This is a genomic window from Bacillus cereus group sp. RP29, from assembly GCF_040459765.1.
GTDB classification, from domain to species: Bacteria; Bacillota; Bacilli; order Bacillales; family Bacillaceae_G; genus Bacillus_A; species Bacillus_A paranthracis.
Genome location: NZ_JARVHN010000001.1, coordinates 3,126,535 through 3,148,267, shown reverse-complemented (window position 1 = coordinate 3,148,267; position 21,733 = coordinate 3,126,535). Strand labels below are relative to the sequence as shown.

Here is a 21,733-nt window from a genome sequence, read left to right as displayed (position 1 = left end):
CATAAATAGGACGTATTATTGATACAATAATAGTAAAAGGATGGACAACATATGATTACGTTTGAAAAAGTAACTGTAGAAAATGAAAGCGTTGTTAAAGAAATGTTTTACTCACATAGTTTAAGTGAGAAACAGGTACAGTATTGTGTGAAAGTCGATGATACATATATTGGTGTAATAGATTATCGTGTTCAAGGGGAGACTGCGGTTTTATCTCAGTTAATTATTCACTCTGATTATCAAAGTTACGGTTATGGGACAAATACGTATTTTACATTTGAAATGATGATGAAAGAAAGAAATGTGAAAGAGATAAAGGTATTACAAACGGAATTAACAGAACAAGCGAAATCTTTCATAGAGAGCTTTGGATTTAATGTGGAAGACGGAATATATGTGAAGAAAATATAACGATGAGTAGTTATGCGGGATAAATATAAGGCAGGTGGGTGTATGACGATGACTTCTGGTCTTGTATTAATTGGAGGATGTTTTTTAGTAGCGGAGCTAAGCCATATGCTTATTCGAAAAAGAATGAATAAGAAGAGAAAGCCATATGAATTACAATATGCCCCAGTGTTTTTCCTTTTGTTTTGTATGCTACTTACATTACAAAACATAACGAACTTTCCACCGCTGTTAAATATTTTTTTGAAGTTTGGTTTGCTGTATAGTACCACTGGAATAGCCCTTTTATTTCTTTTATTTTGCATACGTTATATTCACTATCAATCGTATATATTTATTTTAAATTGGTTAAAACAAAATGATAGAAACCGCCTTACATAAGGCGGTTTTTTAATTTGTAATTGTAATGGCTTTGTATATAAAACTCAAAATTCCATTGAAATTTATAAAAATGATTAGAGGATTTAACATATTATCTGTTTTTAGTATGTGGTACTATATATTCTTAATCTGTAACGTAAGTGGGTGTATAAATTGGAAATGTTAATCAACTAGTTTGTCTCGCTTTAATGGGCAGTAAGACCCACACCTCAAAATTCAACGAAAGCAAAGAAGTTAGATGGGGATTGGGCTGCCCATAAAAGTCCGATTGGTTAGGGCTGATTAAAGTTTCACTTTATATGAAGTGCTAAAAAATAGCAGAATTAAATTTTAGGGAGGTATCGTGTTTGTATGTTTAATATTGATATGTTATTTCTTGAATGGATGATCAGTCTGGAGGGAAGTGTACTTACAGCACTTTTTAAACTTGTATCTATTATTGCAAATGAAACATTATATTTAATTGTTATTTCAATTTCGTATTGGTGCGTTTCTAAAAGAAAAGCATTTCATATGATTGTTATGCTTTGTTTCTCTGGATATATAGGGATAGTGATAAAAGAATTTATGAAAATTCCGCGACCGTATACATACGACGGAATTCAATCTTTATATGAAAAATCAGCTGCAAGTTATTCTTTCCCAAGTACACACGTGCAGTTAGCAACAACGTTTTGGGGTTCATTTATGATTTTATGTAAAAAGAGAATCATTTGGATCATTGGTATTGTTTTTATTATATTAGTTTCTATTTCTCGTCTATATTTACGTGTACATTGGCTCAGTGATATAATAGGTGCCGTTTTATTTAGTGTCATAGTTGTTTATTTATATACGAAGGTAACAATGGGATTAAGTGATAGGAAATTTATATTGTTACAACGAATTATATTGGCTGTTTCACTCATTATGTATGTTATGACAAGCCAAGTAGATAATCTTAAATTACTAGGAGTTTTGACAGGTTCTACGATTGGTATCATGTTAGAGAATCATTTTATTAATATGAATGAAAGTAATGATTTTAAAATGCAAGTGGTAAAAACAGTATTGGGTCTTAGTATTTTGTTAGTGGTACAGCTCCTATTAAAAAAAGTCATACCTGATATGTATTATTTACGTTATGTATTGACTGGATTTACAATTACTTTCTTATGTCCATTTATGTTTCACATGTTACGAATAAAAAATGTGAGTAGCAAATAAATATAAAAATAGTTTGAATAAAAATGAGGTCTAAATTATATATATTGAAAAAGTTTTCTGATATATCTATTGACAATGTATGAGATATACATTAATCTTTAAGATGTAAATGATAATCAATTTCAACTAGGAGGACTTATGACACGCACTAAAAATATACTTATATTTTGCGTTATGCTACTAACGATCATAATCGCAGGGTGTAGTAAAGAAGAGAAGAAAGAAAATGAGACATCAGCTAAAGCAAAAGATTCGTATACGATAAAACATGCAATGGGCGAAACGACAGTAAATGGTACGCCAAAAAGAGTTGTTGTTTTAACAAATGAGGGCGCTGAGGCACTTTTATCTGTTGGAGTAACGCCGGTTGGAACGACGAAACCACGAGCTGGTGATGAATGGTATCCTCATTTAGCGAAAGGGTTAAAAAATACGAAAGTAGTAGGAACTGAGCGTGACATTAATTTAGAAGCAGTAATGAAGCTTCAGCCGGATTTAATTATCGGAAATAAAATGCGTCACGAAAAAATATACGAACAATTAAAAGAAATCGCGCCAACAGTATATGCTGAAACATTACGCGGTGATTGGAAAGAAAACTTTACACTTTATACGAAAGCTGTAAATAAAGAAAGAGAAGGGCAAAATGCTCTTAATGATTATAAAAAGCGTATTGCAGGAATAAAAGAAAAATTAGGTGATAAAGTTAACTCTAAAGTTTCTATTATTCGTTTCGTCCCTGGTGACGTTCGTATTTATCAAAAAAATTCATTCTCAGGTGTTGTATTAAATGATATTGGATTTAAACGACCACCATTACAAGATAAAGATGAATTTGCAATTAAAGGAATTACAAAAGAGCAAATTCCAAATATGGACGGGGATTATTTATTCTATTTCACATCTGATAAAGACGCGGATAAGAATAATGAAGGAAATACATTAGCAAAAGAATGGACAGAAGATCCACTCTTTAAACAACTGCAGGCTTCTAAAGAGAATAAAGTATTCCAAGTAGATGAAGTGATTTGGAATACAGCAGGTGGTATTGTAGCTGCAAATCTTATGTTAGATGATATTGAAAAATATTTTCTGAAGTAAATAAAAATTGCATCACTTTAAATAGGTGATGCAATTTTTATTTTGTTAAAATACAGAAAATTCCTTCTTTTGATCGTGCATAAGTTGTACAATTAAAACAATCATGAAATAAAGGAGTGGGAATAAATGAAAGCTACTCATAAAGATTGGATTTTATTTAACGGAAGAATTGTAAATACGAAGGAAGAACAGCCGATGATTCCATTAGAGGAGAGAGGCTTTCAATTTGGTGATGGTATATACGAGGTATTCAGACTATATGATGGGAAGCCACATTTATTAGATTTACATTTAGAACGATTCTTTCATTCTATGGAAGAAATAAAATTAATTCCACCGTTTACTAAGGAAGAGTTAATGGAAGAGTTATATCAAATGATTGAAAAAAATAAATTTCAGGAAGATGGGAATGTATATTTGCAAATATCAAGAGGGGTTCAAGCACGTAATCATGTATATGAGTCAAATATGCAACCAACATATTTTGCAAACATTGTTTCTTTTCCACGACCAATTGCTTCTATGGAACGAGGAATAAAAGTTACTGTAGAAGAGGATATACGCTGGAAGTTCTGTCATATAAAATCCTTAAACCTGCTACCTAATATTATGATTAAAAATAAAATAAACGAACAAGGCTATCAAGAAGCGATATTAGTACGAGATGGAATTGTAACGGAAGGGTGTCATTCAAATTTCTTTATGGTGAAAAATAATAAATTGATTACACATCCGGCTGACAATTTCATTCTACACGGCATTACACGTCACTATGTTATTACATTAGCGAAAGAGTTACATATTGAAGTAGAAGAAAGAGAATTTCCACTTCAAGAAGTGTATGAGGCCGATGAATGCTTCTTCACAGCGACGCCACTTGAAATATTCCCAGTCGTTCAAATTGGTGACGAGCAGTTCGGGAACGGCGAAAGAGGACCGATTACAAAGAAACTCCAAGTTGCATATGAAGAAAGTATTCGTTTGTTTAAAGTTACGAACTAATATTGAAGAAAAAAGCTGGTATTACTCCAGCTTTTTTTCATGATATAATTCAAGGATAGGACAAGATTTGAAAACGCTGTAAAAAGGGGATTTAATGTATGAATTATGAAGATTTTAAAGAAGTAATTCACGGTAGACGAAGTGTTAGAAAGTTCACAGAACAAGAAGTATCCACTAGTGATATAAAAGAAATTATTGATTGTGCTCGTTATGCACCGAGTGATACGAACTCACAAACTTGGGAGTTCTTGGTCATTATGAACCGAGAGAAAATTAAAGAAATTGAACAAATGACATGGGATGCATTACATAAACTTGCGGCAAAAGCGGCAGAAACCGGAGAAGAGAAAGCAGGGAAATTACTTACACGTTCTTTTGGACCATATGCAACAGCTTTCTCGGAGGCACCAGTATTAATCGTATGTTTGGCAACGCCATATGAATCAAAGTTTCGTGAAAAGATATTTGATCCGATTGCTTTTGTTCCAGATTCAGTTTGGGAAGAAGAAGGAATTAAGAGCAGCTGTTTAGCGGCACAAAACTTAATGTTAGCTGCACATGCGAAGGGGCTTGGTACATGCCCAATGACAGGACCGGTATTGTTAGCTCAAGATGAACTACGACAATATTTACAAATTGAGCCTGAAAAGCAAATAAATATGGTTATATCACTCGGTTTTCCGAAAGATAAGCCGAAGAAACTTCCAAGAAAAGAAGTAGATGAGATTACAACATTTGTTTTTTAAAGCTCAAAATAAAAGGACATTGAATAAACAATGTCTTTTTATTTTGGATAGGTATGTAATTAATCTGTTAGGCTAAAATGATAGATAAGAGGGAATTACTATTTATTTCATAAAAAAAATTAATGTTCTATTAGGGAAAGTATGATACATTAATCGTGAGCAAGATTCTATTTGTTCATGAAAGTGTTGGAAATAGTCTTAAAATTTAAAAGTTATTTTTGTATAATAAATTATAATGAAATGACAGGGGGGATGAATTTTGAAAAAATTCATAATCACTGGATTGTCTGTATTGTTATTAGCCGGTTGCGGCGCTCCACAAGAAAAAGAAGGTGCGCAATCAAAGCAGGAAGAAAGAGTTGTAAACGCAAGTAATGAGAATATAGTAGTATTTCCTGAAGGAGCAGTGCCAGTCGGAGAAGGAAAAGTAAAAGTTATTACACCAGACGGTACTTCTGAGAATGGTAATATACCAGCTGTATTCATTAAAAAGGATACTTTAATTCAACACGTTGAATTAGAGCTCTCTAATTTTCAAAATGATAAAGAAACATTCGTATTTGTAGATCGAGTGTTTGCAGATAAATATCAAGTAACTAGTACAACACAGACAACAGTACAATTAAAAGAAAAGACGCTTGAAACAGGTAGTCATACGATTACGGCAGTTCAGTATGAAAACAATGATCCGAAAGGAAAGGTTATTAGTTTTAATCAAGCAACATTCGAAACAAAACCAGCGTCATAAGAAGAATAAAAAGTACATTACTCAAAAAGTAGTGTACTTTTTATTTATACTAGAGGTTGTAATAGTGAATCACTTGTTTCGTTTTCTAATATGATTAAATTAGGAAGAGACCACTTGTTACTACTATGACAGAAAAAGCGGTTGAAGAGGTGAACTGGTGTATTTGTATCTTCTTGATTAATATGATGATGTCAGTAATTTGGTTTATGATGCAAGTTACGTTCCATTATCAAATTTATGACTTATCGATAGGGTCTATTTGTTTTACCATTGTTTAGCTATTATATGATAAACTCGGAATAAGGTAAGTTTCAGAAGAAAAATGTAGGTATTTCATTTGAAATGTCGAATAGTACATACGATGTCGTAATAACAAATTTTCTATTGTTTACTGTGAAACAGGAGAAGGAGAGATAGTAATGAAACGAGCTCTTATAAATATTGATTATACATATGATTTTGTAGCGGAAAAAGGTGCTTTAACTTGCGGAAAACCCGGTCAAGAAATTGAGAAAGAACTTGTACATATAACGAAGCGATATATCGAAAATGGAGATTACGTTGTCTTTGCTATTGATAAACATGAAGAGAATGATGTATATCATCCTGAATCAAAATTATTCCCGCCTCATAACATAACGGGTACAAATGGAAGAGATTTGTTTGGTGAATTACAAGATGTGTACGAAACATATAAAAATGCAGAGAATGTATATTACATGGATAAAACGCGATATAGTGCATTTGCAGGAACAGACTTAGAGATGAAGTTAAGAGAAAGAGGAATTGAAGAGGTTCACCTTGTAGGGGTATGTACTGATATTTGTGTTCTTCATACAGCAGTAGATGCTTATAATAAAGGGTTTAAAATTGTAGTTTATGAAAAGGCGGTTGCATCTTTTAATGCGCAAGGGCATGAATTTGCACTTGGGCATTTTAAATCTTGTTTAAACGCAGAAGTGAAGTAAAAAAAGAGGCCTTTAAAAAAGGTCTCTTTTTACGTTTAAATTGAGACGAGGTTTTGCTCAATTAATTTTTTTATAAATGGGCTAATATTTTCTGGTAGCTTATCAAAATCAAAAAATTGGACACTTAATGATTCGATCCCATCAGCTTTTAGCAAGCCGCCTTTAATGTCTTTGCAAAGATATGCGATTGTTATAGGATAAAACTCATCCCCGTTTGGTAATTTTACAAAAAATTCTTTTCCAGAAAATACGCTTATTAACTGTAAGGTTCCTATTTCAATCCCTGTTTCTTCGAACACTTCTCGTCTCCCAGCTTCTTCTGTTGATTCACCAAGTTCAACGAATCCACCAGGAACACCCCAAATACCATTTCGCCTTTGTTGAAGTAATATTTGTCCTTGTTCATTGAAAACAGCTACAGCAACTCCTGCTAGATTGAGTGGTCTTGATCCGACAACTTTTCTAAGTTCTTCAATATACCCCATTGTATGTAACCTCCGTAAGAAAAAATAAGAGCAAATATACTATTCGTTGTTATGTGAATATTTTCCTCTTTATAAGAGGGAGAGAAGTCATATAACTTATTTGTTTTATTTGGTAAAATATACATCAAAAAAGGTCAAACAAAATCTTTGACCTTTTTTGACCAAATGTTATAATAAAGGCAGAAAGAGATAATCTTTCATTCATAAATAATAAGGAGGAAAAAATATGCGTAATTTATTTCCAGAGATAACAAAACGTCAAAATGGTATTTTTGATTTTGGGCCTTCTTTATTAGAAGGGATGACAGATGCTTTCTTTAAACCGATCAACATGGATACTTTTAAAGTAGATGTTCATGAACAGTCTGATAAATATACAGTAAAAGCAGATTTACCGGGTTTTCAAAAAGAAAACATTCAAGTTGAATTTGAACAAGATGTATTAACGATTCAAGCAACTAATCATAATGAAGTAGAAGAAAAAAATGAGAATGGCATATATATTCGTAAAGAACGTTCTATAGGTTCTGTAACTCGACGCTTTAATTTTCAACGAGTTGAGGAAGAAAATGTTAAAGCAAATTATAAAGATGGCGTACTGACAATTGAATTGCCAAAATTGAAAGAAGAAAAAAACAGTAAAACAACAATTAATATCGAATAAAAGAGCTGATAAATTCAGCTCTTTTTTTATCTAGTTAATGAATAAATTAGTTGAAATCGTAATGAGTAGAATAAAGTTTTAACGCTTAAAAAATTTCACGATTAGCTCCCTTTAGGTTATTAAAAAGGGTATATTTAAAGGGAAAGGAAAAGAACATCTAGACATACTGTTTAAAGTGAATTAGTAATAAAGTCAAAATACATAGTAAGGGTAGCGACGTTTTAGAGAAGATAATAGATTTTCCTAGAATAAACTGAGACGATTATGAATTTTTTAATTAGTAAGGAAGTGGTTAGATGAGTTTATTAACGTATACTGAAGAATTTTTTAATTATGTAAGAGAGTTTTTACTTTTAAGATTTTTACTATTTGCTTTCGTCCTAATCATTATTTCATTTGTCATAAACCGCATTATTGATTGGTTTTTTAGGAAATCAAGCTTTTTTGATGAAGAGGTAGAGCAAACGATTCAAAGTGTGATTCGATCTATTTTTAGATATATCATTATCATTAGTCTAATCATATATTTAATTAGCCAATTTGTAGATATAAAAAGTATCATTGCAGGTGCAGGGATAGCGGGGGTTGTTATCGGTTTTGCTGCACAACAGATGCTGAAAGATGTTATATTAGGCTTTGCGAGATTAGCGGACAAAGAGTTTCGTGTTGGCGATTTTGTTACTTTTAACGGAACAAACTCAGGAACGATTGAGGAAATTAGTATTCGTTTTATGCAAATTCGTGAATGGTCAGGAAAACTCCTTACCATACCACACGGAGAGATTAGAACGATACAAAATTTTAATAAAGGCTGGATGCGCGTAATTGAACGAATTACGGTAAGTTATCAGGAAGATCCGACAAGAGTTAAGGAATTGTTAGAGGAAGTTTGTGTGAATTGTAATGAAAAGTTGGCCCCAAGTCTTTATAAAGTAGAGGATGAAGCTGTTGAACCTTTTAAATATGTAGGTGTTACAGATTTAAACCCGAATCTGAAATACGTTGGATATGAATTTTGTATTACAGGTTTAATAAAGCCAGAAGATTATTTTGAAACTTCTAGACAAGTAAGATTTGAATTAATGTCTATGTTCCATAAGAATCAAGTGCAAATGCCAGCAGCAAATATGCTTGTTACTACTGAAAGTTTACAGCATAGACAAGGTGGACAATCTTTATCGGACAGCTAAAGTAGAATAGTTTGGTAACGGAAGTGCTGCTTTCGACATTGGATAGAAAAATAATAATAAAATGATTGATATAAAAACGAGCTGAAGGAATTCAGTTCTTTTTAATTTGTAGAATTTAGAAATTTCTTAATGTTATAATGATAGATGGTGATGAAAATGAACTTTGAAGAAAAAGAGATGCATCGTTTAGAGGCATTAAAAGAAATTGCTGAATTATTAAATGAAGCAACAAATTTACAAGACATGTTAGAAAAAGTGTTACATACTTTGTTACAAGTTATGAATTTACAAACAGGCTGGATCTTTTTTATTGATGAAAGTGGAAAACACCGTATGCTTGTAGATCAAAACTTACCGCCAGCTCTTACGTGGCAAGAGAAGAAGCCGATGTGTGAAGGAGATTGCTGGTGTGTAGAGCGTTTTGTAAATGGCAGATTGGAAAAAGCGACAAATATTATTGAATGTAAGCGAATAGAGGATGCGATTGAGTGTAATTGGGGAGATACTGAAGATGTTACGCACCATGCGACAATTCCATTAAGGTCCGGGTCGGAGAAGTTTGGTCTCTTAAATGTGGCCGCGCCTCAAAAAACACATTTTTCAGAGGAAGAATTAGCATTATTAGAATCAATTGCATTTCAAATAGGGACGACAATCCAACGTATTCAGCTAGTGGAAAAAGAACGTAAATATGTAGTAGTAGCTGAACGAAATCGACTTGCACGTGATTTACACGATTCAGTAAAACAATTGTTATTTTCTATCATGTTAACCGCAAAAGGTACTCTAAATATGACGCAAGATAGAGACTTGCAAGAGATGTTGAGCTATATTGGAGAATTATCACAGGAAGCATTACAAGAGATGACACTTTTGATTTGGCAATTAAGACCGGAAGGATTAGAGAAAGGGTTAGCTGAAGCAATTAAAAATTACGGAAAGTTGTTAGGGATTCACGTGGAAGTTCGAATTGATGGAATGGTTTCAATTGGTGATGAAATAGAAGAAGTTTTATGGCGTATTAGTCAAGAAGCGATACATAATTGTAAAAAACATGCTTCATGTGAAAAGGTACATGTTCTTTTAAAAATAGAAGATAACCAGTTGTATTTTTACATAGAGGATAACGGAATAGGATTTATACAAGAGCAAGTAAGAGAGTCAGCACTCGGTTTAAAAAGTATGAAGGAACGTATTCAGTTAATGAGGGGATCATTTCAAATAAAAACGGAGCTGAAAAAGGGTACGAAAATTGAAATTCAATTGCCAGTTTGAAGGGGAGAAGAAGGTTGAAAATTAAATTACTACTAGTTGAGGATCATCATATCGTTCGAAGAGGACTTGTATTCTTTTTGAAAACGAGAGAAGAATTTGAAATTGTTGGGGAAGCAGAAAATGGAGAAGATGCGTTAACATTCGTCCAAACAAAAAGGCCAGATGTAGTATTAATGGATCTATCAATGCCGAAGATGGATGGCATCGAAGCAACAAAACAAATAAAACAATATGATGAAACGATAAAGATACTAATATTAAGCAGTTTTTCAGAGCAAGATTATGTTTTACCAGCACTTGAAGCCGGAGCAGATGGTTATCAATTAAAAGAAGTACAACCTGAGCAACTTGTAGCTTCTATTATTGCAGTACATGAAGGAAATACGAATTTCCATCCGAAAGTAACACCAGCACTATTAGGACGATCAGTAGTCAAGAAAGAAAACCCTTTTTCTATGTTAACGAAAAGAGAACAAGAAGTACTTCGTGAAATTGCGAAAGGGCGAAGTAATAAAGAAATTGCAGCAGTGCTTCATATTACAGAACAAACTGTAAAAACACATGTTTCAAATGTTTTAGCTAAATTAGAAGTAGATGATCGTACGCAAGCTGCATTGTATGCAGTGAAACATGGGGAAAATAATAATAAGTATGAATAAATGTTTCGTATAGTATGACAGAATACATAGGAGCAATTAAAATGTTATAGTTAAGTCTAATAAAGGTTTTTCTTCTTGCAATAATTAGGTACAATAAAATGAAATTTTAATCCGTGGAGGGTCTATCCCCACTGATTATTAGCCCACACCAATTGTTTTTTACGGGATAAAGCTACGATGGAAGGTGAAGATATGCTATGCCTGGTACAAGAAGTGGGATTGGAAAGATTCAAGCTTCGTTAAACGGTTTATCACCGGAATTGCGAAGTATTGCTGAACATATTTTAAAACATCCACAAGATGTTGTACATAGATCTATTACTGAGTTAGCAGAAGTTACGAATAGTTCTGAGGCTACGATATTTCGCTTATGTAAACACCTCGGTTGGCAAGGATTCCAAGATTTAAAGATTACATTAGCTCGTGAAATTGTCCATACACCGATGCAAAATATTCATGAAGAAGTATCAGCAGAAGATAGTATGGTAACTGTTGCTAAAAAGTTTTTCATTCACATATTACAGGACTACAAGATACATTGCATTTGTTAAATGATACGGCATTAGAGCAAGCTGTAAAAGCTTTGTAAGAAGCAAATCGAATCGAGTTTTACAGAAATGGTGGTTCTGGTATTATTGCGATGGATGCATATCATAAATTTATGAGAACGGGTATTTCATGTATCGCTCATACTGATTCGCATTTTCAAATTATAGGAGCTGGTTTGCTCTCGAAAAATTCAGTTGTTATCGGCATTTCTCATTCTGGTAGCAATAAAGGGTTACTGGAAGCGTTAGAAGTAGCGAAAGCAAGAGGAGCTAAAATTATTGCGATTACGAGTTATCAGAAATCGGCATTAATTCAACTGGCTGATATTACATTATACACTTCAACACGTGAAACGGAATTCCGCACAGAAGCAAGTTCATCAAGATTAGCGCAGTTAAGTTTATTAGATACTTTGTACGTTGGGTTATCGTTACAACGCCAAGAAGAAACGTTGCAAAATCTACAAAGTATTCGTGAAACAATTTCGATGAAACGAATATAAAAAAGAGGCTGTCTCAAAAGGTGCTTTTTAGCCAAAATCGTATAAAAAGTGAAAGGCAGAAATGTTGATTTTATAACGTTTCTGCCTTTTCAATTTCATGTGATCTTACTTCGAAAGAGACTTATGAGACAGCCCCTTTTTTATTAGTGAATAGTTTGTTTATTTATTTTCTTGTAGAAATATGAGACTTACTTATAGCCAGTGGTGACTCTCATTTAAAAAAATATAAAACGATTTATACAACAATTCAAACATTGTTCATAATTTCACAATTTGTTTTTGAAGTGTCATGTTATGATGAACATGTAATGATGATTGAACATTTAAACTTGGCACAATGATTAGCCAAACTAGTGAAGACAGAAGTTGTGAGATGAACTCATGAAAAATTCTAAAACACTAAAGGGGAGATCACATATGAAAGCAGTAGTAGTTAATAAAAATAGTAAAGCAAACATTGAAATTATTGAAAAAGAATTACGTCCGTTACACTCAGGTGAAGCGCTAGTAGATGTAGAGTATTGTGGAGTTTGTCATACTGATTTACACGTTGCAAATCATGATTTTGGAAACACAGATGGCCGTATTCTTGGTCATGAGGGTATAGGTATTGTGACGAAAATCGCTGATGATGTTACTTCACTAAAGGTGGGAGACCGTGTAAGTATTGCATGGATGTTCCAATCTTGTGGACGTTGTGAATATTGCGTAACAGGTAGGGAAACATTTTGCCGTGAAGTTAAGAATGCTGGTTATTCAGTAGATGGTGGTATGGCTGAACAATGTATTGTGACAGCTGATTATGCGGTGAAAGTACCAGAAGGATTAGATCCAGTTCAAGCATCATCAATCACATGTGCGGGTGTAACTACATATAAAGCTATAAAAGTATCCAATATTAAACCTGGCCAACCTATCGTCATCTATGGTTGTGGTGGATTAGGTAACCTAGCTATTCAATATGCTAAAAACGTATTTGGTGCAAAGGTAATTGCAGTAGATATTAATGACGATAAATTAGCCTTAGCAAAAGAGGTTGGAGCTGATATGACAATCAATCCAATTTCTCAAGGTCCTGCTGATAAGATTGTTCAAGATGAGTTTGGTGGTGCTTATGCTGCTGTAGTAACAGCTGTTTCAAAAGTAGCATTCAACTCTGCAGTTGATGCAGTACGTGCTTGTGGTAAAGTCGTTGCAGTAGGTTTACCAGTAGAAACGATGGATTTAAACATTCCGCGACTTGTACTAGATGGAATTGAAGTGGTTGGCTCTCTAGTCGGTACTCGTAAGGATCTAGAAGAGGCATTTATATTCGGTGCAGAAGGAAAAGTAGTGCCTGTTGTTCAAACTTGTTCTCTAGATAAAGTACAAAGTGTATTCGAAGAAATGGAACAAGGTCGAATTCAAGGACGTATGGTAATCGATTTTAAACAGCATAATTGTGATTGCAAATAATTCACATTAAATATAAAAAATATGAGTCTAACAAAGTACATGTAAAAAAGTTAGACTGCATAAAAAGATGATCCCTGTATGCAATAGGGATCATCTTTTTTATATTCTACTAATATCAATGCCAATCCATATTTGATTAATGAGACAGGATTAAAGGTTCACTTTATTTGCAAAAGAAAAAGAATCTTTATGTTTAACAAATTTTTTATGATCAGGAACGGTTTGAATTGCTACAGTTTGCGAATCTCTTGCTTTCAGTGCATCTTGAATCCCGAGTGTCATAAGCTTAATAAATAGAATCGTAATAAAGAATGAAGCGAGAGTATAAAAAATGATCCACCATGAAAGATTCATTTCATTACGATTTAAGCCAATAAGGCCTGCCCAATCATTAGATAGAGAAACAGGTTTGAGCACTCCGTCATACAGTTCACGCATTTGTATCCCACCAATTACAATGTTAAGCAACGCTAAATGGATAACGAGTATGAGTGTTTGGACGATATGTTCCATAAATAATACAAATAAGCGGTCAAGTAATAAGACTCGTAAGTGTTTTTTCATAATATGAAAACGGCTAGCACCTAATAATTGTGCACTTAAAATGTAATCTCGTTTCATAAATTCATCAACCTCTGAGGATATATATAAAGAAAGTGTAGGCAGAGCAACGAAAATAAGTACGAGTACTTGATAAAACGTAAATGAAATATTTGGATCTAACCCATCAGCATTTGATGTGATTACAATATTAACGGGCGTGATGAGTATGAATGCGATAAATAGAGTTGGAATATAATAAAAAACTTCTGAGCATGCTTGGAAAAATCTCTTGAATTTTGGAGCATATAAACTTAAGAGAATTCCTATACATGTTCCGCATAAAATTCGAAAGAAGCTAATTGCCACGGCTAATAAAATAGTAAATTTTGCTCCTTCTATAATTTGTAAGAAAACAGACTCTCCAAAACGATCAGATCCAAAAGGCGGAATTAACGATGGCGGAAAGGGGGCCTTTCCAAGTAATTCGTTATTGTCATTGTAAAGTAACTGAGGAGGTTTTGGGATGTTATCTTTAAAGAACCAACTATAAATAAAACTGGCTGAAATAAGTATAAATAAATAAGTAAAGCCGATTAAAAAGCGTTTTGATTTCCAAATAGATTTCATAATGCTACTCCTTTCAAGTGCTTTTGCCATCTATTCATCATGAATGAGATTATTTGAAAAATAGTATAAAACGGTAAGATAATCATAACCAGTATGATAAATGCAGCTGGAGGTGAAATAAACGCCTTATTAAATAAGAATTGAATAATGCCTTCCATATTAAAAACAAATTCTAAAATGAATAAATTAGAAAGTAAGAAAACAAAAATCGTTTTTAAATGGTGGAAGAAGTGGATAGATATATTTTTGAATAAATGAATGCATAGTATATAACTTGATGAAAGGCCTTTTCCATAGGCAACCTCTACATAATCTTTTCCATGTTCTTCTTTTATGTATAACACCATCATTCGAAACATTTGTAATGTAGGTAAGACTGCTAAAGATACAATTGGGAGTAAATAAGCTCGATTTTCATTAAAAGAAATAATGGTGAAAGGAGCTTCCCCGAATTTTCTAAGTACCCATATGAAAAATATTTGCAAACAAATCATCATCATCATATCAGGGACAGCTTCTAATATGAACACAATTCGGTTTATCCATTTTTTTATATAATCTTTTGCTAAAAAATAAAAAAATGCCATGCTGGATGATAGAAAGAGCGCAAGTAAAAAGGCTAAAAATAATACAGTAAATGAATATAGGTAAGGTTCTAAAACAGTTGGGAATAAGGGTGTTTTTTTGAAACTACCAAATTTCGGATCTGATCCTATCACTACTAATGATTCAGGGGAGAAAACATCTTTTAACATAGTAACAATCTGGTTAAAAAAAAGAATTGGTTGAAAGGTAAATCCATTTTGAGTGATAAATAAATAAGGTAAATTTAATAATAATAAGAGTGATAAAAGAATTGATGAAAGCTTAATTGTGAATTGAGATATTTTATGTAACATTAAATCCCTCCGACATCTTTTTACAACATTATACAATAAATTCTGGGATATTTTTATATTTTTCTGAAAAATAAGAAATTAATTAAGTTTTATAATTATAATACGTAATATACTTACATAAGGAAATCTCTATATTGAGGACCGGATTTCTATGTCCATCAAGAGAAATTCCCAATATTCCCATTTTCGAAGCATTTACTTTACTTCAATTGATTGGCATTTGGTGTTATTCCAATGTTACCAAGTTAATAGAACTAAGTTTTCTTAAAACAAAAACCACCGAAATATAGAAGTGGTTTGGAACGTAAGGAATTTGTAAGGAAGGAGTAAGAAAAAAGAGATTTTCAATGTGTATGATCAAAATATAGAGAAGAACGGGAGGGGGGAGTAGTTACTATCTATTTATATAAAAACAAATTAATTAATAAAACGCTATGGAAGAAAAGAAGAAATTATAGAAGTTAACAGATATCTGAAGAAGAGGGATTAATCATTTATTAGGTCAGAGAGTTGTTTGAAGAAATAATTGGTCTATAGATGATTGCAAATTCAGTATTGACTTTTATCATTGGGAGGGGTGATAGCTGTGTGATTAGCATATGACATAACTATCAACCAGCAATACAATTTAAATAGAGGAGAGGAATGCTTTATGAAAACACGCAGTAAAATTATATGTGGAAGTCTAGCATTATTAATAGCTGGGAGTTCCCTGTTATACATAACACCAGCCTCAATTGTAAAAGCAGAACCGTCGCAAAATGTATCAAGTTCGTTACAAACGAGTACGCAAAGCGATCGTACTTCCGTTAAGAAAGCAATGCGAGATGCACTACAACTTGGATACCCAGGAATACTCGCTCAAATTTCTAAGGGTGGTAAAACTTGGAGTTATACCGCTGGGGTAGCAGATGTGAGAACTAAGAAACCAATGAAAGCAGATTTTCGCTTTCGCATTGGCAGTGTAACGAAAACGTTCATTGCAACAGTTCTACTTCAATTATCTGGAGAGAACCGTTTGAATCTAGACGACTCCATTGAAAAATGGTTGCCTGGTGTCATTCAAGGAAACGGATATGATGGTAACCAGATTACGATCCGGCAAATATTGAATCATACAAGTGGTATTGCTGAATATATGAATTCAAAAGACTTCGATATTATGGATACAAAAAAATCGTATACGGCTGAAGAATTTGTAAAGATGGGGATTTCTCTTCCCCCAGACTTTGCCCCGGGAAAGGGTTGGTCTTATTCAAACACAGGATACGTATTACTGGGGATTCTTATTGAAAAAGTAACTGGCAACAGCTATGCGGAAGAGGTTGAAAATCGGATTATTGAACCTCTTGATTTGTCAAATACATTCCTACCTGGTAATTCAAGCGTGATTCCAGGCACCAAGCATGCCCGTGGTTATATCCAACTAGATGGAGCAAGTGAGCTAAAAGACGTTACGTATATTAACCCAGGTAGCTCGGATGGAGATATAATTTCTACTGCTGACGATTTAAATAAATTCTTCTCATACTTACTCAGTGGTAAATTACTGAAGGAACAGCAACTAAAACAAATGCTTACTACAGTTCCTACAGATAGAGAAGGAGCGGGATATGGTCTTGGAATCGTTGAATTTAAGCTTCCGAACGGTGTCTCGGTATGGGGACACAGAGGTAGCGTTCTAGGGTTTTCCACTTTTGTTGGTGGAACACTTGGAGGCAAGCATACATTGGCCGTCAATTTGAACAGCTTTAACTTTAGTAATCCTGATCCTTTTAAAAGTATTTTACTTGCTGAATTTAGGAAGTAGGCAAAAAGGCGAAATGGATAAGTTTTGTCATAGGTTTATAGTTTAAAATATATCATTTTGGTGCAAAAAACAACTTGCTCTAAAAAAATTTAATACTCGTAATTAAGAATAAAAGAACGCTATCGTTTTAAGTAAATATTTCAGGAGGGTTTTATGAAAAGAAAATGATTACTGCACTTGGTGTTTCTGCTATAATACTGACTAATTTTGTAGGAAGTACTTATGCAGACTCTAAAACAGGAGTTTCTGTTACAGCTCCCTACAATAAAAATCAAATAGCGGAATGGTTAGAAATGCACGCGAAGCCTTTAAAAACAACAAATCCAAATACACCTTTTAATGATTTAAAACCATTTAAGAATATGGTGGGTTCAGCTTCAATTGTAGGTTTAGGTGAAGCTACGCATGGGGCTCATGAAGTTTTTACGATGAAAAACCGTATTGTAAATTATTTAGTATCTGAAAAGGGTTTTACCAACCTAGTTTTAGAAGAGGGGTGGGACAGAGCTTTAGAACTTGATCGATATGTTCTTACTGGTAAGGGAAATCCAAGCCAGCATCTATCACCTGTATTTAAGACGAAAGAAATGTTAGATTTACTTGATTGGATTCGGCAATATAATGCTAATCCAAAACATAAATCTAAAGTGCGTATCATCGGGATGGACATTCAATCAGTAAACGAGAATGTTTATAATAATATAATAGAATATGTTAAAAGAACCAATTCAAAACTTGTGCCGAGGATAGAAGAGAAGATAAAAGGTCTTATTCCTGTAACAAAGGATATGAATACTTTTGAAAGCCTTACGAAAGAAGAAAAAGAAAAGTATATTTCAGATGCTAAACAAATTAGTGCTTTATTAGAGGAAAATAAAAGTTATTTAAATGGGAAATCTAAAGAGTTCGCATGGATAAAACAAAATGCTCGTATTATTGAACAGTTTACTACAATGTTAACGTCACCTCCTGATAAACCATCTGATTTATATTTGAAACATGATATCGCAATGTATGAAAATGCAAAGTGGACTGAAGAACATTTAGGAAAAACTATTGTATGGGGGCATAATGGCCACGTTTCGAAAACAAATATGCTTCCTTTTGTATACCCTAAAGTAGCTGGGCAGTATTTAGCAGAGTATTACGGAAAACGGTACGTATCTATTGGAACATCAGTTTATGAAGGACAATACAATGTCAAGAATAGCAATGGTGAATTTGGCCCATATGGAATATTAAAATCGGATGATCCAAACAGTTATAACTACATCTTTGGACAAGTTAAAAAAGATCAATTTTTTATTGATTTACGTAAGGCAAACGGCGTGACAAAAACTTGGTTGAACGAACAACATCCAATTTTCGCTGGAGTAACTACCGAAGGGCCTGATATACCAAAAACAGTTGATATATCATTAGGTAAAGCGTTTGATATACTTGTTCAAATTCAAAAAGTGAGTCCATCTCAACTACATCAATAAATTTAGAATAATGTACCTTAATGAAGTGTAGTGTTAAGTGTCAATAGAGTTGTTTGAATATATTAGTTAGGTTATTTTCATTAAAGGATTATTAAATGGAATAAATGTTTTCAAATTAGAGACGATGTGGGATAGAAGCACAGTATCATCAAGTTAACAAAATAAAATTCTATCTAAAATGAAAAAAACGCTATTCTTTCTATAGAATCATAGGAAAGGATGGCGTTTTTGTATCTGATCTATTACAACAATTTGGTCAAGGAATTTAAACGTTTTTATCTCTTAATACCTTACGAAATATTACTAAAATGTAGGTATTGTACAACGAATAACATACCCATTAAGCTAAAAAAATAGTTACCGAAAAACTAGAAAAAAAGTGTGTTGCAAAACGAATATGATGCAATTTTACCGGACGGAAAAGCTACATAGAGTATGTAAATGAAACGGAATGAGGGGATTTATTTTTTTGTTATGAAAAAAATTTTCTTTTTATAACTTGATAAATGAAAAAAAATTATATACTAATTCATGTAAACGGTTTACTAAATCGTATTTTGCTAGAAATGAAGGGAAGATTCGCATGGAAACAAGGGGGAGAGTAATCGGGATTGATATCGGTACCACAAGTGCAAAAATGGTTGTGTTCACAGAAAAAGGAAAAGTCATTGCATCATATGCAATCGATTACCCAATTATTCAACCGAATGTAGGATGGGCTGAGCAAGATCCTGATGTAATATGTGCCGCTGTATATAAAAGTGTAAGTGTTTCCATAAAAAAGGTAATGTATTACCAGAAGATATTTCTTCAATCGGTATTAGTACAGCTATGCACGCATTAATTGCAGTAGATGAAAACGGTGCGCCGTTAACGCGCTCTATTATTTGGGCAGATAATCGCAGTACGAAACAAGCGGAAGATTTATTACAACATATGAATGGGCATGATATTTATAGACGAACGGATCCGTTATCCGTGGTTGGTTAATGGACTTAACTGAAAAATCATTTGCAGAAGGTCCGAAACTAGATGGCATTAAAGGTGTAATGAACTCTTCAGGAGAAGGAAAATGGACTGTTGAAACTGCAAGCTGCAGCACCAGTAATCGCAATGTCATAATTTATGCGTTACCGTTCTCAGGAGGATGATACATTCCATGGAAAAGTAGTTTTAGCCCTTCGTAATCAGTTCGGTGGGCATGAAGTTGTGAAAAAATAGAGGATGATTTTTGAAAAGAAACTTGTGCATAAGCGCAAGTTTCTTTTTTTATAGTTTAAGAAATTACTAATTTAAAAATACCAATCAATCATCGTTTTTTTGTCACAAATGACAGCTTCAACGTTCATTGATTGAACAATATATTCTATATTTTCTTCTTTAGCTAATAATAAGGTTGTAAAGGAATCGAATATACTCATAAACGCATACTCATTGTCTTCGCTAGTAATAATTAACTCATTATTGCTAATGTCCCAAATATCTAATGGAGTAGTATTATCTACTTCTAATAATCCGTTTGTATCAAAAAATGGTGATTTTTCATCTAGCCAAATGTAATCCAACAAAATATAGCCTCCTCTTAGACTTTGAAATGTACGGATTCCCGCATTATGTTTTTTGTATTGGTTGTATTAAGTATAAAGCGCTGCATGAAATATGTCCCAACATAAAAATAAGAATAAATAAAATGAAGTTTTCATAAATAGTAAAAGAATGATTATGTCATCAGTGTAGCTAAGAAATGATGTTACATATGGAGAGAGCGTGTTAAAAAAATATGAGGTGGTTAAATGGGAAATGAGCAAGTGAAGAATGTAGGGGAAGAAAAAAAGTTATGTCTTTGTATGATTGTTAAAAACGAGTCTAGAATTATGGAAAGATGTTTAAATGCTACGAAATCAATTGTAGATTTTGTTTCTATTTGTGATACTGGATCAACTGATCATACGCCTGAAATTATTGAAAATTGGTGTAAGGAAAATGAGATACCTGGGACGGTTCATCATGAGCCGTTTAAAAACTTTGGTTATAACAGAAGCTTAGCTGTTTCGTTAGCGCAAAAAACATACCCAGAAGCAGATTATTTATTAATATTAGATGCGGATATGATTTTAGAGGTTGATCCGAATTTCGATAAAACGAGCTTAACGGAAGACCATTATCTTACATTACAATATGATATTCATATTAAGTATTGGCTTACACGGCTTTTAAAAGCGTCTTTACCATGGAAATCAGTCGGTGTTACTCATGAGTATTGGGATATAGATCGTTCCAAAGTTGGAGAGGATTACAATACGAGAGTAGCTAGACTGGAGACGCTTGTCGTTAATGACCCTGGTGATGGTGGGAGTAAAGCGGATAAATTTGAAAGAGATGAGAAGCTGTTGTTACAAGGGCTGAGTGATCCAGAAACTACGCCAGATTTGCATATAAGATATTTATTTTATTTAGCCCAAACGTATTTTCATTTAAGTCAATTTGAAGATTCGATTAAATGGTATAAAAAACGAGTGGAAGCAGGGGGATGGGTTGAAGAGGTATTTTATTCGTTATTGCGAATAGGATTTTGTTATGAACAATTAGCAACTCGTTCAGCAAATAAACAACTTGAAGTAACAGAAGTGGATGAAAAAGAAAATGCTAAGAAACAAGAAGAGCAATATACAGCATTAGCTGTTCTTTATTTTCAAAAAGCGTGGGAATATAGACCAACTAGGGCTGAGCCATTATATCAACTTGCAAGAATGTATCGATTAAAATCTCAAAATAATATTGCTTTGATGTATGCCCTGCAAGGGAAGGAAATTCCTTTTCCGAAAAATGATCTTCTATTTGTAGATTATCATGTGTATGATTACTTATTTGACTATGAGATTTCTATAAATGCTTTTTATATACCACATAAAAAGCATTTAGGTGCAGTGTCACAAAAATTTTTGGAATCGAAAAAAGATGAGTTACCGTTGCATATAGCAAATATGGTAGAAAGTAATGCGAAATTTTATTAAATACAATTTCGGTTAAA

At 33.2% G+C, this 21,733-nt stretch carries 20 protein-coding genes and 4 pseudogenes; 20 read left to right on the top strand and 4 right to left on the bottom strand.

What is annotated here, in order from left to right:
• The first annotated feature begins 51 nt into the window (after positions 1–51).
• From QCI47_RS16860 to QCI47_RS16820, 9 genes are all read left to right on the top strand, one after another.
• On the top strand, positions 52–411 hold the full coding sequence (locus tag QCI47_RS16860; protein WP_000627529.1) for a GNAT family N-acetyltransferase: 360 nt from the start codon (positions 52–54) through the stop codon (positions 409–411).
• 48 nt (positions 412–459) lie between these two features.
• Entirely contained in the window at positions 460–789 is a 330-nt protein-coding gene (locus QCI47_RS16855; protein WP_000200476.1) for a hypothetical protein, read from the top strand.
• 351 nt (positions 790–1,140) lie between these two features.
• Positions 1,141–1,995 (top strand): phosphatase PAP2 family protein, encoded by an 855-nt coding sequence (locus QCI47_RS16850; protein WP_309422756.1) that lies wholly within the window; start codon positions 1,141–1,143, stop codon positions 1,993–1,995.
• A gap of 138 nt (positions 1,996–2,133) precedes the next feature.
• The gene (locus tag QCI47_RS16845; RefSeq protein ID WP_061130869.1) at positions 2,134–3,096 is read left to right on the top strand and encodes an ABC transporter substrate-binding protein; all 963 of its coding nucleotides are present in this window, start codon (positions 2,134–2,136) and stop codon (positions 3,094–3,096) included.
• 126 nt (positions 3,097–3,222) lie between these two features.
• Entirely contained in the window at positions 3,223–4,098 is an 876-nt protein-coding gene (gene dat, locus QCI47_RS16840) for a D-amino-acid transaminase (protein ID WP_000648363.1), read from the top strand.
• Positions 4,099–4,196: 98 nt separating this feature from the next.
• Positions 4,197–4,844 (top strand): nitroreductase family protein, encoded by a 648-nt coding sequence (locus tag QCI47_RS16835; RefSeq protein ID WP_001105307.1) that lies wholly within the window; start codon positions 4,197–4,199, stop codon positions 4,842–4,844.
• Between the two features lie 259 nt (positions 4,845–5,103).
• Complete coding sequence (locus QCI47_RS16830; RefSeq protein ID WP_000713485.1) at positions 5,104–5,592, top strand: putative periplasmic lipoprotein; 489 nt, start codon at positions 5,104–5,106, stop codon at positions 5,590–5,592.
• Between the two features lie 125 nt (positions 5,593–5,717).
• The gene (locus tag QCI47_RS16825) at positions 5,718–5,870 is read left to right on the top strand and encodes a hypothetical protein (protein ID WP_168770395.1); all 153 of its coding nucleotides are present in this window, start codon (positions 5,718–5,720) and stop codon (positions 5,868–5,870) included.
• Positions 5,871–6,011: 141 nt separating this feature from the next.
• Complete coding sequence (locus QCI47_RS16820) at positions 6,012–6,560, top strand: cysteine hydrolase family protein (protein ID WP_000816786.1); 549 nt, start codon at positions 6,012–6,014, stop codon at positions 6,558–6,560.
• 35 nt (positions 6,561–6,595) lie between these two features.
• Here the strand turns inward: QCI47_RS16820 and QCI47_RS16815 are convergent, their stop codons facing one another.
• A complete protein-coding gene (locus QCI47_RS16815) occupies positions 6,596–7,045 on the bottom strand; it encodes an NUDIX hydrolase (protein ID WP_000540517.1) in 450 nt (149 codons plus the stop codon).
• A 226-nt stretch (positions 7,046–7,271) separates the two neighbouring features.
• Between QCI47_RS16815 and QCI47_RS16810 the strand changes: the two genes are divergently transcribed.
• The 6 genes and pseudogenes from QCI47_RS16810 (at position 7,272) to adhP (ending at position 13,339) form a co-directional block, all read left to right on the top strand.
• Positions 7,272–7,709 (top strand): Hsp20/alpha crystallin family protein, encoded by a 438-nt coding sequence (locus QCI47_RS16810; RefSeq protein ID WP_309422755.1) that lies wholly within the window; start codon positions 7,272–7,274, stop codon positions 7,707–7,709.
• Between the two features lie 296 nt (positions 7,710–8,005).
• The gene (locus QCI47_RS16805; protein ID WP_000055418.1) at positions 8,006–8,899 is read left to right on the top strand and encodes a mechanosensitive ion channel family protein; all 894 of its coding nucleotides are present in this window, start codon (positions 8,006–8,008) and stop codon (positions 8,897–8,899) included.
• Between the two features lie 156 nt (positions 8,900–9,055).
• Positions 9,056–10,174 carry a two-component system sensor histidine kinase CasK gene (casK, locus tag QCI47_RS16800; RefSeq protein ID WP_001008456.1) on the top strand — a complete coding sequence of 373 codons (1,119 nt, stop codon included), beginning with the start codon at positions 9,056–9,058 and terminating at the stop codon, positions 10,172–10,174.
• A 14-nt stretch (positions 10,175–10,188) separates the two neighbouring features.
• Entirely contained in the window at positions 10,189–10,833 is a 645-nt protein-coding gene (locus QCI47_RS16795; RefSeq protein ID WP_000694640.1) for a response regulator, read from the top strand.
• 197 nt (positions 10,834–11,030) lie between these two features.
• Positions 11,031–11,884: pseudogene (locus QCI47_RS16790) on the top strand (MurR/RpiR family transcriptional regulator).
• A gap of 417 nt (positions 11,885–12,301) precedes the next feature.
• A complete protein-coding gene (gene adhP, locus QCI47_RS16785; RefSeq protein WP_309422754.1) occupies positions 12,302–13,339 on the top strand; it encodes an alcohol dehydrogenase AdhP in 1,038 nt (345 codons plus the stop codon).
• A gap of 150 nt (positions 13,340–13,489) precedes the next feature.
• Here the strand turns inward: adhP and QCI47_RS16780 are convergent, their stop codons facing one another.
• Entirely contained in the window at positions 13,490–14,509 is a 1,020-nt protein-coding gene (locus tag QCI47_RS16780; protein WP_000836563.1) for an ABC transporter permease, read from the bottom strand.
• Positions 14,506–15,408 (bottom strand): ABC transporter permease subunit, encoded by a 903-nt coding sequence (locus QCI47_RS16775; RefSeq protein WP_098313110.1) that lies wholly within the window; start codon positions 15,406–15,408, stop codon positions 14,506–14,508. The genes QCI47_RS16780 and QCI47_RS16775 overlap by 4 nt, the downstream gene beginning before the upstream one ends.
• Positions 15,409–16,060: 652 nt before the next feature.
• Here QCI47_RS16775 and QCI47_RS16770 point away from each other — a divergent pair.
• The 4 genes and pseudogenes from QCI47_RS16770 to QCI47_RS16755 form a co-directional block, all read left to right on the top strand.
• Positions 16,061–17,218 carry a serine hydrolase domain-containing protein gene (locus QCI47_RS16770; RefSeq protein WP_309422753.1) on the top strand — a complete coding sequence of 386 codons (1,158 nt, stop codon included), beginning with the start codon at positions 16,061–16,063 and terminating at the stop codon, positions 17,216–17,218.
• A gap of 164 nt (positions 17,219–17,382) precedes the next feature.
• Entirely contained in the window at positions 17,383–18,702 is a 1,320-nt protein-coding gene (locus QCI47_RS16765; protein WP_309422752.1) for an erythromycin esterase family protein, read from the top strand.
• Between the two features lie 583 nt (positions 18,703–19,285).
• Positions 19,286–19,668: pseudogene (locus tag QCI47_RS16760) on the top strand (FGGY family carbohydrate kinase); the annotation flags it as partial.
• Positions 19,665–19,923 (top strand): annotated as a pseudogene (locus QCI47_RS16755) (hypothetical protein); the annotation flags it as partial. The pseudogenes QCI47_RS16760 and QCI47_RS16755, both read left to right, overlap by 4 nt.
• Positions 19,924–19,994: 71 nt before the next feature.
• Here the strand turns inward: QCI47_RS16755 and QCI47_RS16750 are convergent.
• Positions 19,995–20,237 (bottom strand): annotated as a pseudogene (locus tag QCI47_RS16750) (DUF2711 family protein); the annotation flags it as partial.
• Positions 20,238–20,495: 258 nt separating this feature from the next.
• Between QCI47_RS16750 and QCI47_RS16745 the strand changes: the two are divergent.
• On the top strand, positions 20,496–21,716 hold the full coding sequence (locus QCI47_RS16745; protein WP_353811878.1) for a tetratricopeptide repeat-containing glycosyltransferase: 1,221 nt from the start codon (positions 20,496–20,498) through the stop codon (positions 21,714–21,716).
• The last annotated feature ends 17 nt before the right edge of the window (positions 21,717–21,733 follow it).